General features: G+C 69.3%; 18 protein-coding genes. 12 read left to right on the top strand and 6 right to left on the bottom strand.

Annotation, left to right across the window (positions count from 1 at the left end; all coding sequences use genetic code 11):
* Positions 1-31 precede the first annotated feature (31 nt).
* A complete protein-coding gene (locus ACQEVJ_RS26405) occupies positions 32-502 on the top strand; it encodes a hypothetical protein (protein ID WP_433105466.1) in 471 nt (156 codons plus the stop codon).
* Here the strand turns inward: ACQEVJ_RS26405 and ACQEVJ_RS26410 are convergent.
* The 5 genes from ACQEVJ_RS26410 to ACQEVJ_RS26430 all read right to left on the bottom strand — a co-directional run bounded on the left by ACQEVJ_RS26410 (position 491) and on the right by ACQEVJ_RS26430 (position 3,889).
* Positions 491-751, bottom strand: a complete 261-nt coding sequence (locus tag ACQEVJ_RS26410; protein ID WP_433105468.1) for a hypothetical protein — start codon at positions 749-751, stop codon at positions 491-493. The two genes, ACQEVJ_RS26405 and ACQEVJ_RS26410, sit on opposite strands and share 12 nt — an antisense overlap.
* Positions 748-1,788 carry an ABC transporter ATP-binding protein gene (locus ACQEVJ_RS26415; protein ID WP_433105470.1) on the bottom strand — a complete coding sequence of 347 codons (1,041 nt, stop codon included), beginning with the start codon at positions 1,786-1,788 and terminating at the stop codon, positions 748-750. Before ACQEVJ_RS26415 ends, ACQEVJ_RS26410 begins: the two co-directional genes overlap by 4 nt.
* Positions 1,785-2,546 (bottom strand): ABC transporter permease, encoded by a 762-nt coding sequence (locus ACQEVJ_RS26420; protein ID WP_433112983.1) that lies wholly within the window; start codon positions 2,544-2,546, stop codon positions 1,785-1,787. Before ACQEVJ_RS26420 ends, ACQEVJ_RS26415 begins: the two co-directional genes overlap by 4 nt.
* 110 nt (positions 2,547-2,656) lie before the next feature.
* On the bottom strand, positions 2,657-3,463 hold the full coding sequence (gene modA / locus ACQEVJ_RS26425) for a molybdate ABC transporter substrate-binding protein (RefSeq protein ID WP_433112986.1): 807 nt from the start codon (positions 3,461-3,463) through the stop codon (positions 2,657-2,659).
* A 12-nt stretch (positions 3,464-3,475) separates the two neighbouring features.
* Complete coding sequence (locus tag ACQEVJ_RS26430) at positions 3,476-3,889, bottom strand: TOBE domain-containing protein (RefSeq protein ID WP_433105472.1); 414 nt, start codon at positions 3,887-3,889, stop codon at positions 3,476-3,478.
* Positions 3,890-3,970: 81 nt separating this feature from the next.
* On the opposite strand from ACQEVJ_RS26430, the gene ACQEVJ_RS26435 reads away from it, so the two are divergent.
* From ACQEVJ_RS26435 to ACQEVJ_RS26480, 10 genes are all read left to right on the top strand, one after another.
* A complete protein-coding gene (locus ACQEVJ_RS26435) occupies positions 3,971-4,594 on the top strand; it encodes a molybdopterin-dependent oxidoreductase (RefSeq protein WP_433105474.1) in 624 nt (207 codons plus the stop codon).
* 817 nt (positions 4,595-5,411) lie between these two features.
* Complete coding sequence (locus ACQEVJ_RS26440) at positions 5,412-6,425, top strand: PLP-dependent cysteine synthase family protein (RefSeq protein WP_433105476.1); 1,014 nt, start codon at positions 5,412-5,414, stop codon at positions 6,423-6,425.
* Positions 6,422-7,675, top strand: a complete 1,254-nt coding sequence (locus tag ACQEVJ_RS26445) for an MFS transporter (protein ID WP_433105478.1) — start codon at positions 6,422-6,424, stop codon at positions 7,673-7,675. Before ACQEVJ_RS26440 ends, ACQEVJ_RS26445 begins: the two co-directional genes overlap by 4 nt.
* Before the next feature lie 116 nt (positions 7,676-7,791).
* Positions 7,792-8,148, top strand: a complete 357-nt coding sequence (locus ACQEVJ_RS26450; RefSeq protein WP_433105480.1) for a BlaI/MecI/CopY family transcriptional regulator — start codon at positions 7,792-7,794, stop codon at positions 8,146-8,148.
* 123 nt (positions 8,149-8,271) lie between these two features.
* Positions 8,272-8,478: a M48 family metalloprotease gene (locus tag ACQEVJ_RS26455; protein WP_433112989.1), complete on the top strand. Its 207-nt coding sequence runs from the start codon at positions 8,272-8,274 to the stop codon at positions 8,476-8,478.
* 48 nt (positions 8,479-8,526) lie between these two features.
* Positions 8,527-8,805 (top strand): hypothetical protein, encoded by a 279-nt coding sequence (locus tag ACQEVJ_RS26460; protein WP_433105482.1) that lies wholly within the window; start codon positions 8,527-8,529, stop codon positions 8,803-8,805.
* A gap of 196 nt (positions 8,806-9,001) precedes the next feature.
* Entirely contained in the window at positions 9,002-9,337 is a 336-nt protein-coding gene (locus ACQEVJ_RS26465) for an ArsR/SmtB family transcription factor (protein WP_433105484.1), read from the top strand.
* Positions 9,337-10,041 carry a cation transporter gene (locus tag ACQEVJ_RS26470; RefSeq protein ID WP_433105486.1) on the top strand — a complete coding sequence of 235 codons (705 nt, stop codon included), beginning with the start codon at positions 9,337-9,339 and terminating at the stop codon, positions 10,039-10,041. Before ACQEVJ_RS26465 ends, ACQEVJ_RS26470 begins: the two co-directional genes overlap by 1 nt.
* A 488-nt stretch (positions 10,042-10,529) precedes the next feature.
* A complete protein-coding gene (locus ACQEVJ_RS26475; protein ID WP_433105488.1) occupies positions 10,530-11,237 on the top strand; it encodes a DivIVA domain-containing protein in 708 nt (235 codons plus the stop codon).
* Between the two features lie 252 nt (positions 11,238-11,489).
* Positions 11,490-12,614, top strand: coding sequence for a hypothetical protein (locus tag ACQEVJ_RS26480; RefSeq protein ID WP_433105490.1), 1,125 nt, complete (start codon positions 11,490-11,492; stop codon positions 12,612-12,614).
* A 58-nt stretch (positions 12,615-12,672) separates the two neighbouring features.
* Here the strand turns inward: ACQEVJ_RS26480 and ACQEVJ_RS26485 are convergent, their stop codons facing one another.
* The gene (locus ACQEVJ_RS26485) at positions 12,673-12,807 is read right to left on the bottom strand and encodes a hypothetical protein (RefSeq protein WP_433113370.1); all 135 of its coding nucleotides are present in this window, start codon (positions 12,805-12,807) and stop codon (positions 12,673-12,675) included.
* A gap of 174 nt (positions 12,808-12,981) precedes the next feature.
* On the opposite strand from ACQEVJ_RS26485, the gene ACQEVJ_RS26490 reads away from it, so the two are divergent.
* On the top strand, positions 12,982-13,884 hold the full coding sequence (locus ACQEVJ_RS26490) for a cation diffusion facilitator family transporter (RefSeq protein ID WP_433112992.1): 903 nt from the start codon (positions 12,982-12,984) through the stop codon (positions 13,882-13,884).
* Positions 13,885-13,892: the final 8 nt, after the last annotated feature.

Raw genomic sequence — 13,892 nt, forward strand, 5'->3', positions numbered from 1 at the left:
AAATCAAGCCGTGTATCGCGAGGAGGGGCCGGTGCAACCCGAGTCGATCGGTCTCCGTACGGATGCCCTGCTGAACCTGTCCGGCGAGGTACGCGTCCCGGCCAGGCTCAGCGTGGCCACGCTGCGCTCGATGCCGCAGCGGGAGACCACCGTGCGCTTCGAATGCCGGACGTCCGGGCTGCGGCGCCACTACTTCAGCGGACCGCTGCTCGTCGACGTGCTCCACGCCTCCCAGCCGCTGTTCGACCCGGCCGAGCGCAAGGACAGGCTGCGCTTCCTGATCTCGATACAGGGGCGGGACGGCCACCGCGCGGTGCTGTCGTGGGGCGAGATCGACCCGGAGTTCGGCAACACGGCGGCGCTGCTGGCCATCAGCATGGACTGCCGGGATCTCGACGAGGAGGGTCCGCACCTGGTGATGCCCGGGGACCGTTGCGGCGCCCGGCACATCAGCCAGGTCGCCGAGATCAAGGTGCACGCCGACGACCGGCTACGGGGTTGACGAGCCGCAGGCAACGGCTTCGCCGGCCCAGTGCAGGGCGATGTACGGCTGCTGCCGGCCGTGATAGCAGACCCGCTCGCGGGTGATGCGGTAGTCGACGCTCAGCTCGGGATCCTCCGGTGAGCGGCGCGGGACGAGGATGGTCAGAATGCCGATGTCCTGGTCGATGTGGGTGAGCAGGCCGTGACACGGCCCGCCGAGGCAGATGGCGTTGCGGTCGTGGCGGTCGTCCGTCCGGGGCCTGCTCATGCCGGGTAGGCGTGGGTCTCGGTGGCCTTGATCGAGGCCCAGATCTGCTGGCCTGGGCTCAGATCGAGGTCGGCCAGGGCGGCGGGGGTGATGTCGGCGAAGGCGGTGATCGGGCCGTCGAGGTGGACGCGGACGTTGTCGCCGTGCCGCTCGATGCCGTCGATCACGGCCTGCCAGAGGTTGCGGGGGCTGCCGTCGGGGCGGGTGCGGTAGAGGGCCACGGCGGCGGGTGAGAAGGCCACGAACGCGGGCCCGTCGAGCCGTTCGACGGTGCTGAACGACAGCTCGCCCAGCCTGACCCGGGCCCCGTCGCCCAGCCCCCGGTAGAGGTTGAGCCCGACGAGGCGGGCGACGTAGTCGGTGCGCGGGCGGCGGGCGACCTCGGCGGGGGCACCCTCCTGGACAACGGCGCCGGACTCGATGACGATCAGCCGGTCGGCCAGCACCATCGCGTCGAGCGGGTCGTGGGTGACCAGCACGGTGGCGCCGTCGAAGTCGGCCAGGTGACGGCGGAGCTGGGAGCGGATCTCCAGCCGGGTGTGCGCGTCCAGCGCCGCCAGCGGCTCGTCCAGCAGCATCAGCCGGGGTCGTACGGCCAGCGCCCGGGCGAGGGCGACGCGCTGTGCCTGCCCTCCGGACAGCTGACGAGGCTTGGCCGCCGCCCGCTCGGCCAGGCCGACGCGCTCCAGCAGGGTCGCGGCGACGCGGCGCGCCTCGGCCTTGGAGACGCCCTGGCAGCGCGGCCCGAAGGCGACGTTGTCGAGCGCGGACAGGTGGGGGAAAAGCAGGTAGTCCTGGAAGACCATGCCGATCGGACGGCGCTCGGGGGCCAAGGAGTGCAGCGGCCGGCCGTCCAGGCTGATGTGCCCACCCGACATCGGGGTCAGCCCGGCCAGGGCGCGCAGCGCGGTGGTCTTGCCCGCGCCGTTCGGCCCGAGCAGCGCGACGACCTCGCCCGGTGCGACATCGAGCGTGATGTCCAGGGTGAAAGCGGATCGGTGGACGACCAGAGCCGCCCGCAAACCATCGGCGGTCATGGGCTGTTCACCCACCGATCGCGCAGGCTGGCCAGGATGACCACCGAGACGGTCAGCAGGACCAGGCTGAGCACGATGGCCGCCTCCGGCTCGGTCTCCAGCGCCAGATAGACCGCGAGCGGCATCGTACGCGTGGTGCCGGGGAAGTTGCCGGCGAAGGTGATCGTGGCGCCGAACTCACCGAGCGCCCGTGCCCAGCACAGCACCGCTCCGGCCACGATGCCGGGCATGACGAGCGGCAGGGTGACCCGCCGGAAGACGGTCCAGCGGGAGGCGCCCAGCGTGGCGGCGGCCTCCTCGAACCGCTGGTCCGCGCCGCGCAACGCCCCCTCCACGCTGATCACCAGGAACGGCATGGCCACGAACGCCTCGGCGACGATCACTCCGACGGTCGTGAAGGGCAGCGTGATCCCGAAGGCGGACTCCAGCCACTGCCCGATCAGCCCGCGCCGACCCAGCACCAGCAGCAGCGCGACACCGCCCACCACCGGCGGCAGTACCAGCGGCACGGTCACCAGAGCCCGCACCACCCGCCGGCCCGGAAACTCCACCCGGGCCAGCAGCCAGGCCAGCGGCACCCCGAACAGCACGCAGGCGGCCGTGGCGGCGGTGGCGCACAGCAGCGACAGCCGCAACGCCTCCAGCACCTGCGGCTCCGCCAGCCGCTCGAGCAGCGTGGACCAGGGCGCCCGGATCAGCAGCCCGGCCAGCGGCAGCACCAGGAAGGCCAGCCCCGCCACGGCCGGCAGCACCAGCATCCACGGCAGACGGCCGGACACCTTGCCGCGGGCGGCCGAGTGGCCGCCCGCGCCGCCGGCAGGTGGGTCTGAGCGGCTGGGGCGCCGCGCCTGCGAAGAGATCATCCGGGTCAGGGGGCCTCGAAACCGGACTTGGTCAACACGTCCTTGCCCTGCTGCGAAAGCACGAGATCGACGAACTGCTTGGCCAGGTCACCGGCGGGAGCCTTCGACAAGGTCGAGATCGGGTAGTCGTTGATCGCTTTGTCCGCCTCGGGGAAGGCGATGCCCTGCACCTTGCCCGCCGCGGCGATCACGTCGGTCTTGTAGACCAGGGCGGCGTCCACCTCTCCCAGCTCGACCTTGGTCAGCGTGGCCTTGACGTCCTGCTCCAACGTGACCGGTGTGACCTTCAGCCCGGCCGCGTCCAGCGCCTTGACGGCCGCCGCCCCGCACGGCACCTGCTCGGCGCACAACGCCACCTTCACCTTGGGGTCGGTCAGGTCCTTCAGCTCGTCCACCTTGGCCGGGTTGTCCTGCGGCACGGCGATCTCCAGCTTGTTACGCACGAAGGTGGTCGGCCCGCTCGCCAGCGACGCATCGGTGACGGTCTTCATCGTGGCCGGGCTCGCCGCGGCGAACACATCGGCCGGAGCCCCCTGAACGATCTGCTGGGCCAGCGTCGCGCTGGAACCGAAGTTGAACTTCACCGTCGAACCCGGGTGGGATGCCTCGAAGGTCTTGCCGAGTTCGGTGAACGTCTCGGTCAACGACGCGGCCGCGAACACCGTCACCTCCTTCGCCCCACCCGCGGCCGACGTCGAAGCCGCAGCGGAAGACGTGGACTCGGCCGTATCGCTTGAGCCGCAACCGGACAGCCCGGCGATCACCAAAGCGACGGGCACGGCGATCGCCCATCGCGAAAGGCGCCTTAACACCAAGGGAGCTCCTCACGAGGTGGTGGCCACGCGCTCGTGGCCGGGAATCTCGACGACGACGTTGGTGGACTTGATCACGGCGACCGCCACCACCCCTACTTCCAGACCCAGCTCGTCAGCGGCCTGCCGGCTCATCAGCGACACCACCCGGAACGGCCCGGCCGCGATCTCCACCTGAGCCATCACCGCGTCCTTGATGACCTCGGTGACGATCCCGCGGAAGCGGTTACGCGCCGAGGACCGCCGGCCTTCGCCGGTCGTCTCGACCTGCGATCGGGCGAAGGCGGCCAGGTCGACCCCGCTGATCTGCCGGTGGCCGTGCTCGTCACGCACCGCGGCCAGCCGGCCCGCGTCCACCCACCGGCGGACGGTGTCGGAGCTGACCCCGAGCAACGCGGCGGCCTCGCTGATCCGAAACGTCGTCACGAACCTTCACCTTACCTTTCGCACATTCCAGCCTGAATACCGGTCTTCCACCGCAGCAGCGACATGATCTACCTTGTTTCCATGGCATTCACGAGATCGGAGAGCATGCGCGCCATGGGCTCGGGATCCCGCCGCTGGGGCGCCGTGTCGGCGCTCACGGCCGTGCTGCTGACCACGCTCACCCCCACGGCCACCGCCGCCGTCACCGCTACCGCTGCCGGGCCATCCTCCACCGTCCAGGCGGCGCCCGGAGCGGCGCCCGGAGCGGCGCCGGTCAAGGTGCGCGGCCAGGTCGACCACCCACGCTCGTTCACGATGGATCGGCTGCGCGGCCTGCCCCAGCACACCGTGCGCGTGCGATACGAGACCTCCCACGGCTCGGAGAAGCACACCTTCACCGGCCCTCTGCTGGCCGACGTACTGACGCCGGCCGAGCCGCGCATCGACCCAGAGGTCAAGAACGCGCAGTTGCGCATGTTCGTCACCGCGACAGGCTCCGACGGCTACCGCGCCACGCCGGCCTGGGCCGAAATCGACCCCGCCTTCTCCGGCAAGAAGATCCTGCTCGCCGTCACTCAGGACGGCACGAAACTCGACAAGCAGGGTCCGCGCCTGGTCGTCCCCGGAGACGTCAAGGGAGGGCGCTACGTCAGCGGCGTGGTGCGCCTGTATGTCGGCGACGCCGACGCCCTCGACCCCGCCTGACGGAAGCGCGACCTCTCCCCTGCGGCCACCGAGCTCACCGTTCCCGGAACGGGAAAGGTGAGCTCCTCATGGAATGGGATCCGCCACCGGCGGTCGCTATGTCGATCGCCGAATTCGCTCGACGTCTGAGTCGCTCATTGCCCGACGCCGAGGGTCTCTTAACCTGACCTCCTCTACTTTGAGGTGCGTGATTGTCAGGAGGTCCGGGAGCGGGCCGCGTTCACACGCGTTCGCCGCGACATGCCTCGCGGCACTCGTGGCGATCATCATGGTGCATTTCGCCCTTTGCCTGTCGGGGCACAATGCCGACGGGGCAGGGTCCGCCACCGCGGCCACGGTATCGGTTGCCCATTCCGGGCACTCCCACTCGGCCCATCAGGGGAACTGCGCGAGTGCGGCCGCCCTCTCTCCGCAGGGGAGCCATCGGCCCGGCGATCTCCTCCTGATCGGTCTGCTGTTCGGCGCCGGGCTCCTGCTGTCCGCCAACCCGTTCCGCCCGCTCATACGACGGGCGGGAAGATCAAGGCGCACCGTTCCACTGTCCGGAGTAGGCCTCCTGACAGTTCTCTGCGTACTGCGGACCTGATGCCCCCTGGGCATGCGCCAGTTGGAAGGACGGCAGCACGCACCGCGCCTTGAAAGCGTCGCGCTCGACAGACGTCCGGATCTGGCCCGTGTCAGCGATCTGTTCTGTTACGTCGCTACGGGGAAAACGATGACAACAACTTTCGGCGCGCGTGATGCTCGTCCGGCTCTCGGCGTCGCCCTGCCGGCCCACCGTGTGACCGCTTCAACCTGCCCCTCTCAGAGCGAGCTGGTGGGAAACACACCCGCATTGTGGATCCCGGAGATCTGGACGGGATCGGGACGTGGATTCTGGGCCAAGCTCGAAGGATTCAACCCCGGGGGGATCAAGGACCGGGCCGCGCTCCACCTCGTGCGAAAGGCGCGCGAGCGCGGTGAACTGGCGCCCGGAGAACCGATCATCGAGTCGACCAGCGGCACCTTCGGCCTGGGGCTGGCACTCGCGGGCATGGTCTACGGGCACCCGGTCCAGCTGGTCACCGATCCGGGGATGGAACCGATGATGCACCGGCTGCTGGCCGCCTACGGCGTCGGTATCCATGTGGTGGAAGAGCCGCACCCGATGGGCGAATGGCAGGAGGCACGACGCCGACGGGTGGCCGAGCTGCTGGGTGAGCATCCGCGCGGCTACTGCCCCGACCAGTACAACAATCCGGACGGCGTCGCCGCGTACGAAGACCTGGCCATGGAGCTGGCCTGTCAGCTCGGCCGCGTCGACGTGCTGGTCTGCAGCGTCGGCACGGGTGGGCACAGCGCGGGGGTCTCCCGCGTCCTGCGGCGTCTGTTCCCCGACCTGCGGCTCGTCGGAGTCGACGCCGTCGGCTCGACCATCTTCGGCCAGCCCGCCCGTCCCCGCCTCATGCGCGGCCTCGGCAGCAGCATCCATCCGCGCAACGTCGCCTACGACGCCTACGACGAAGTCCACTGGGTCGCTCCCGCCGAGGCCGTGTGGGGCTGCCGCCGGCTGGCACGGGGCAGTTACGCCACAGGAGGATGGAGTGTCGGCGCCGTCGCGCTCGTCGCGTCCTGGCTGGCCAGGACCCAGCCGAACGGCGTCCGCATCGCAGCCGTCTTTCCCGACGGCCCCCAGCGGTACTTCGACACCGTCTACAACGACGAGTACTGCCGGCACCACGGCCTCCTCGGCACCGTTCCCGGGCCGCATCCGGACGAGCTGCGTCACATGACCGAGCGCGAGGTCACAGGCTGGGCCCGGTGCATGAACGTGGCGGACCCGCTCGCATGAAGACGACAATCGCTCAGGCCCGCTCGTTCAGCCGGCCCGTCCAACTGCTGCTGCTCAACCAGCTCACCATCAATGTCGGCTTCTACATGCTGATGCCGTACCTCGCCGGCCACCTCTCCGGGCGGCTCGGCCTGGCCGCCTGGCTCGTCGGGCTCATTCTCGGTGTACGCAACCTGGGCCAGCAGGGGATGTTCCTGGTCGGCGGGAGCCTCGCCGACAGGATCGGCTACAAGCCGATGATCCTCACCGGACTCGTCCTGAGGACCGTCGGCTTCGCCTTGCTCGGCCTGGTGGACGCGGTCCCGGCCCTGGTGGTCGCCTCGGCCCTCACCGGGCTCGCCGGAGCCTTCTTCAACCCCGCGGTCCGCGCCTACCTCGTACGGGAAGCAGGCGACCGCACGGTGGAGGCGTTCGCCGTCTTCAATGTCTTCTACCAGCTCGGGATTCTCCTCGGTCCGCTCATCGGCCTGCTGCTGACCGGGCTTGCCTTCCAGGTCACCGGTCTCACCGCGGCGGTGCTGTTCGCCCTGCTCGCGATCGCCCAGGCTCGCGCGCTACCGGCCCGCCGCGGCGATCTCGCCGGCGCTGGCGGGAACATGCTGCAGGACTGGCGGAAGGCGCTGGCCAACCGCCCCTTCCTGTTGTTCTCCCTGGCGATGATCGGCTCCTACGTCCTCAACTTCCAGATCTATCTGGGACTTCCGATCGAGGTCCGCAGGGTGAGTGGGAGCGAGATCGGCGTGACGCTGCTCTTCGTCGTCTCCGGCGCCCTCGCCATCGTGGGTCAGCTGCGCATCACGTCGTGGGCCGAATCTCGCTGGACATCCACCCAGGCCATGGTCCGCGGCCTCTGGCTGATGGGAATCGCCTTCCTGCCGTTGGGCACCGCCGCCGCGTTGCGATTGCCCACGGTTCCCACACTCGCCTGCGTGCTGCTGACCACCGTCCTGCTGACCCTCGCAACGTTGATCATCTATCCGTTCGAGATGGCCACCATCGCCACCCTCGGCGGAGAAAGAATGATCGGGACCTACTACGGGCTGTACAACACGCTCTCAGGTGTGGGCATCGCCGCCGGAAACCTCCTGACGGGAGCCGCCATCGACGCCGGTCAACGGACCGGTGCCGAAGGGCTCCCCTGGTGGACGTTGGGAGCGATAGGAGCGGCCTGCGCCCTGACCCTCCACGCCCTCAGCAGGAAGGGACGGCTGGCGCCTGAAGCGACTGACGCCGGAAAGGTGCCGGCCTGAGAGGCTGGCGACTGGCCGGCGTCGCCTCTCGGGCTGACGAACCGCCCCGTCCAGGAGGCGCGCGGTTACCTTCTACTCTCAGTAGAGAGTCATCGAGGTGACAGAGAGGCGGGACGGTGCGACTCGGCAACCTGGAGCGATCGATCATGGAGGCCCTGTGGAGCCACCCGGAGGGGATGTTCGCTCAGGATCTGGCCGGCAGTCTTCCCTCCCGGCCGGCGGCCACAACGGTGCTGACCGTTCTCGTACGGCTCTCACGGAAGGGTCTGGTCTCGCGGGAGCGGCAGGGACGGGCCCACCTGTACAGGGCCAGCGCGGGTAAGGACGCGTTCGTGGCCGAGACCATGCGCGCCGCCCTCGACGAGGCCGGTGACGTGGAGGCTGCCGTGAGCCGGTTCGTCGGCACGGTTTCCCCGGAGGTGGCCGCGGCCCTCCGCGAGGCACTCAACGGGCGAGACGAGGCTCCCCGGTGAGCCTGTGGCTGCTCGCGGCAGGCGTCGCGGTGGTGCCCGTCGTGTTGGGAGGTCGGGTCTCCGCGCGGCTTGCCGCGGCGCGGTGGACCCGCCGCTGCCAAGTTGCCGATCATGTCCCCGTTCATGACGCCTACGTACTGCCCACCGCGGAACGAGTCGTCTACTTGCGTTCCCGGGCGGCGCGCCCGCATCGTGCTCAGCCGGGGAACGCTCGACCTGCTGGAGCGGCAGGAGTTGCTGGCCGTCCTCGGCCACGAACGAGCGCACGCACGGGGAAGGCACGATCTGATCCTCCTGCCGTTCATCGCCCTGGCCGACGCGTTTCCCTGAATCGCGGCGGCACGGACGGCTCGGCAGGTCGTTCCCGTCCTGCTGGAGATGCTCGCGGACGACCAGGCCCGTCGGGTGCACGGGGAGCTTCCGCTGGCTCGCGCCCTGGCGCGGATGACCACGCCACGAACGGGCTCCTCTGAAGCCGGCGTGCTCGCTCTGGCCGACACCGCGGTCGTTCATCGCCTCGAACGGCTTCTCCATGGCGCGGACGAGCGGTCGCGGTGGATTCCCGCCGTGGCCTATTCGATCGCCAGTCTGCTCCTCAGCGGGCCTGTGGCCGTGTTGATCGCACCCTTGCTGTGCGTCGTCATCTGGCCTGTGTGACTCGCGAAGGCCAGGTAGCGCGGGCCGTGAGCACGAATCAGGTAGGGCTCCTCCACTACGCGAACCTGGAGTCGCACCGCCACGACCAGGGCGGCAAGGCCCAGCCGGGCGACGCCGACGTCGCTTTGATCGGTTGTCCGCGTCACTCGCACAGTACATGGATGACTGAATTCAGGATTCTGTGTACTGTGAGGGAGTGTTCACCATCGCATCCGACATCGAAGTGCTCGCCCGCTTCGGCCGCGCCCTGGCCGACCCCATTCGCTGCCGGATCCTGATCGCGCTTCGCGAGGCGCCCGCTTACCCGGCCGACCTGGCCGACCTCCTCGGCGTCTCCCGCACCCGCCTGAGCAACCACCTGGCCTGCCTACGCGACTGCGGCCTGGTGGTGGCCCTTCCCGACGGCCGGAGGACCCGCTACGAACTGGCCGACGAGAGGCTCGGCCACGCACTGGACGACCTACGCACCGCTGTGATCGCCGTGGCCGCCGGTCGGACCTGCGTGGACGCGGACAGGAAGGGCTGCTGCTGATGACCAGCCTCTCGCTTGGCCCTACCCCAGCCCGGCGAGAGCAGCTGCGGCGGCGCATCCGGCTGCTGGTGACCGCGACCATCGCTTACAACGTCATCGAGTCCGTCGTGGCCATCGCGGCCGGCACCATCGCCTCATCCGCGGCGTTGATCGGCTTCGGCCTCGATTCCGTTGTGGAGGTCGCCTCGGCCGCCGCGGTCGCCTGGCAGTTTTCCGGACCTGACCACGAGAAGCGGGAACGGACCGCGCTGAGGATCATCGCGATCTCCTTCTTCGCCCTGGCCACCTATGTCACCGTCGATGCCGTACGCGCCCTGCTGGGTGCCGGCGAGGCCGGTCACTCCACACCAGGTCTGGTGCTGGCCGCGGTCTCCCTGGTCGTCATGCCGGTGCTGTCGGCCGTACAGCGCCGCGCCGGCCGCGAGCTCGGCTCGGCCTCGGCGGTGGCCGACTCCAAGCAGACCCTGCTGTGCACGTACCTGTCGGCGGTGCTGCTGATCGGGCTGGCCCTCAACAGCCTCTTCGGGTGGTCCTGGGCCGACCCGATCGCCGCCCTGGTCATCGCTGCGGTCGCGGCCAAGGAAGGTCGCGAGGCGTGGCGCGGAGACGCCTGCTGTACGACGCCCGCGATGGGCGGCGGTGAACCGTCCGGCGCCGCCTCATGCTCCGATGGGTGCTGCGCGGGTGAGGACGAGCTCGACTGACGACCCGGCCGCACTGGGCTAAGCAGACTCCGGGATGCCCGTAGGCGGACTCGTACGCCGCCTGCCCCCTGACGGCGGGCCTGCAGCAGGCCGGGGTAGGGCTGTGCGGATTTTGGCGCAGATTCTCATACTTGCCCCTTATTCATCCAGCGGGCATTCCCATGCCTCGTTATTGCTTGATGTAATTTGCCCGCTTTGGTCGGGATCGCAGAGTTGGAAAGTAAAGGAATAGTTGAGCTGTTGCTCAGACGTGTAAACGAGCGGTAATTGGAAAACTACCTATCGTAAGCACCTTCATGGTCAGCGTCAGGAACCGATACCAGAACCCCGTTCCACCTGCCACCTCGCCCCAGACCTGAATCCAAGTCGGGACGATTTCCCTCATATCGCGCAGACATTTCTTCATGCCTCCGAAAGGGTGCCGGGCCGTCCGGTCCAACCGGCGTCTCCGGAACCCCGAGTCCCGGTAACGAGTGAAAGGTTCGGTGATGCAGGCCATGGGCGATGGGCACGGACACGGACACGGACACGACACGGAAGTCCTCGAAGGCGACCCCCTCCCCTTCAGCGGCCGCGACACGGCGTCGCGACTTCTCACCCCCGGCGACGTACGCAATCAGGTGTTCACCGTGGTGCGTCTGCGGGAGGGCTACGACCTGGCTGAGGTGGACGGCTTCCTGGGCCGGGTGGAGTCGGCCTTGAGCAGGCTGCTGCGGGAGAACGAGGAGCTGCGGTCGCGGCTGAACACGGCGGCCTGTGCCGCTCTGGAAGCCCCTCCCTCGCCAGGTGAGAGGGCGGCCCGCATCGTCGAGGTGGCAGAGGAGGCGGCGGACCGCATCGTCGCCATGGCTCGCAAGGAGGCCGACACGATCCTCACGCAGGCCCGCGAGCGCGCCGAGGGTCTGGGACGAGACACCGTGGAGCGGATGCTGGAGCTGCAGCGTCAGGCGCAGAAGACTCGGCGCGAGGTCATGGAACGCCGGCTGCGGGATCTGCAGGCGCTGGTCGCGGACTTCGACAGCGTGTTGCGGCAGTGCTTCCACGACCACACGGATCAGATGCTCAGGTTGCTCGGCGAACTCGAAGACCCCGGTCAGGCGGCGCAACCGCATCCTCCGTGTCACGACCCGGCCCGAAGCGCCGGGAGCAGTGACCATTGCGTCGAGGCCGACGCCGTTGACGTGAGTGCGGGCTGACGCACTCGACGATCGGCCGTGCAGCCTGCCGCTAGAAGACCTGCGGCCGGCGGTCGTCGCCGCGCTCGCGGAGCGACCCGTCCCCACCATGCGTCACGCAGCCACAGGGCGTCCCCTGTTCGCTGCGCGATGTCGCGTGCCCGCTTCAACGACTCGACCTCAGGAGACGCACAGATGCCACTGACAGGTTGGCCGGGGGTTGTCGGAGCCGCCTTGGAGCGGCAACCCGCCGGGCAGGAGGCGTGGGCCGCCGTGGCGCTGGTCTGCGCCTCGACCCTCGCAGGCGCATGGCTCGCCCGGCGGAACTCGGAACGGATGACGATCTGGCTGGCGATCGCCTCGGCGATGATGCTGGTAACGGCTCTCGTCGACCTGCTTCCCGACGCCTGGCACGACGCGGCGGAAAGCGGCACCCCGCTCTGGATGGTGGCGGCGGCGGCCGTCTTCGGTTTCACCGTGATCACTTATTTCACCCGCAAGGGTTGCGCCTGTCCTCACGACGAGGACCAGCCCCGTGCCGGCAGGCACGCGCCCGGTCTGCACCGGCGGGTCAAGGAGGTGGTCGGTGCGGCGCTGTACGGCGGCATGGGCACGGCGGCGGCCCTGACATTGCATCGGGCGATCGAAGGAGCAACGCTGGCGTTGACCGCCTCCGCTGTGATCATCCTTGCCCTGACGGTGCACTCCGCCAGCGAGGGGCTGGCGCTCGCCGCGCTTCTCGACATGGCCAAGCAGCGGTTGAGCCCGTGGTTGGTGGTGGCCTGCCTCAGCCCTGCCGTAGGTGTGCTGATCGCCACCCTTCGGCCGCTGCCTCAGCAGTGGGTGCCGATCCTGCTCGGAGTGGTCATCGGCGTCCTGTCGCGCACGGCGATCGTCGGCATGAGGCTCGCCGGCAGCAGGCAGCGGAACGGCCGCCTCTCCAAACGGCATCTCGCGATCGCCGCCACCGTTTCCCTAACGGCCGGCGCCCTTCTGGCCGCGGCGCACGGTATGCACGAGGAGGAGGAAGGCGCCCAGACAGCGGAGCCGCCCGGCAGGGCCATGGCAGCCGGCTCTGCCTCTACCAGGGCCGTCGCTCACGTCGCCGTGGCGCGGCTCAGCGAATCATCTCCCGTGTCCGCGGTATCTCGGCTTCCGACCCGAGCAGAGCTCCGGGCGGCGGTCGCCTCTGGCCACATGTCGGCGGCCCAGGTGGTGAATCGGGAGGACTCGGTGACGAGGCACATTCCCGTTGCCGGTCTCCTTCGCGCCCTTCCTCGTCATGATCGCTCCCCTGCCGCCGCGCTCATGGCGGCAAGCGGCATCGGCAAGAGAGCCCGGGTGGGTGACCCGAGCGAGCGGCAGCGCCAGAGCCTGCTGAGGGCCTTCCGGCACTGATGCTTCTCGGCGATGGCAGGAGGAAGCCGTGCCGTCGAGCCGTCACAGGCGCTTGGGATCAGGAGGCGTTCTCACCATGGCAGTTCCGCATCACCCGGCACCGGATCAAGCAACCGGCCACGAGAACCGGCACGAGCCGGGCCACGGCCACGGCCACGGACATGGCCACCCCCATCACGAACAGCCGCATCATGAGCATGATCAGAGCCGGAGAGACGGAGCGACGTCTGCCGACGAAGGCGGACCCCCTCGCGGAGACAGGCAGAGTCACGGTCGCGGGGGAAGCGCGCACCACGGTCACGGTCACAGCCATGGACACGGACACGGTCACGGACATGCCGTTTCGGCGAACGCGGACAAGCGGCTCCTGAGCGCCGCTCTGGCGCTTCTCGTCGCGTTCATGGCGGCCGAGCTGGTCGTCGGGCTCGTCGCGCGGTCCCTGGCACTCATCTCCGACGCCGGGCACATGCTCACCGACGCCGCCTCGATCGCCTTCGCCCTGGTGGCGATGGCGCTGGCCGCCCGCCCGCCACGAGGCGGGTTCACCTACGGGTTCAAGCGAGCCGAGATCCTGTCGGCGCAGCTCAACGGTGCGACGCTGCTGGTGCTGGCGGGGTTCTTCTTCTACGAGGCGATTCGGCGCCTCATCGTCCCGCCGGAGGTCGAGGGCGGCCTCGTGCTGGTCACGGCGCTGGCCGGCATCGTGGTCAACGTCGCGGCCACCTGGCTGCTCAGCAAGGCTGACCGAAGCAGCCTGAACGTGGAGGGTGCGTTCCAGCACATCCTCAACGACCTGTTCGCGTTCATCGCCACCGCGATCTCCGGGCTGATCGTGCTCGTGACGGGCTTCGCCCGGGCGGACGCGATCGCCACGTTGATCGTCGCGGCGCTGATGCTCAAGGCCGGGTACGGCCTCGTCCGCGAGACCGGGCGGATCTTCCTCCAGGCGGCCCCCGCCGGGCTGATTCCCGCTGAGATCGGCGCGCGGCTGGCCACGCAACCGGACGTCGCCGAGGTGCACGACCTGCACATCTGGGAGCTCACCTCCGGCGACCTGACGCTGTCGGCGCACGTCTTCGTCCGGCCTCCGGGCGACTGCGGCACGGTACGGCGCCGGCTGCAGGAGTTGCTCGCGAGCTCCTACGGCATCTCCCACACGACATTGCAGGTCGACCAGGCCTCTCGACCGGCGACGGATGCGCTCGACTGCGTCGACCCCCGTCACTGTGCCGACCCGCACGGCCCCCACTACCTCTCCCCGAACGGCTGACCGTGCGT

This window comes from Microbispora sp. CA-102843 (assembly GCF_050936215.1).
GTDB lineage: Bacteria > Actinomycetota > Actinomycetes > Streptosporangiales > Streptosporangiaceae > Microbispora.

What these genes read in the sequence shown, in the direction of transcription:
- ACQEVJ_RS26410 (WP_433105468.1), bottom strand. Translation starts at nt 751, where the DNA reads ATGAGCAGGCCCCGGACGGACGACCGCCACGACCGCAACGCCATCTGC.
- ACQEVJ_RS26415 (WP_433105470.1), bottom strand. Translation starts at nt 1,788, where the DNA reads ATGACCGCCGATGGTTTGCGGGCGGCTCTGGTCGTCCACCGATCCGCT.
- ACQEVJ_RS26420 (WP_433112983.1), bottom strand. Translation starts at nt 2,546, where the DNA reads ATGCTGGTGCTGCCGGCCGTGGCGGGGCTGGCCTTCCTGGTGCTGCCG.
- ACQEVJ_RS26435 (WP_433105474.1), top strand. Translation starts at nt 3,971, where the DNA reads ATGGCATTCACGAGATCGGAGAGCATGCGCGCCATGGGCTCGGGATCC.
- ACQEVJ_RS26445 (WP_433105478.1), top strand. Translation starts at nt 6,422, where the DNA reads ATGAAGACGACAATCGCTCAGGCCCGCTCGTTCAGCCGGCCCGTCCAA.
- ACQEVJ_RS26455 (WP_433112989.1), top strand. Translation starts at nt 8,272, where the DNA reads ATGACGCCTACGTACTGCCCACCGCGGAACGAGTCGTCTACTTGCGTT.
- ACQEVJ_RS26460 (WP_433105482.1), top strand. Translation starts at nt 8,527, where the DNA reads ATGCTCGCGGACGACCAGGCCCGTCGGGTGCACGGGGAGCTTCCGCTG.
- ACQEVJ_RS26470 (WP_433105486.1), top strand. Translation starts at nt 9,337, where the DNA reads ATGACCAGCCTCTCGCTTGGCCCTACCCCAGCCCGGCGAGAGCAGCTG.
- ACQEVJ_RS26475 (WP_433105488.1), top strand. Translation starts at nt 10,530, where the DNA reads ATGCAGGCCATGGGCGATGGGCACGGACACGGACACGGACACGACACG.
- ACQEVJ_RS26485 (WP_433113370.1), bottom strand. Translation starts at nt 12,807, where the DNA reads ATGATGCGGCTGTTCGTGATGGGGGTGGCCATGTCCGTGGCCGTGGCC.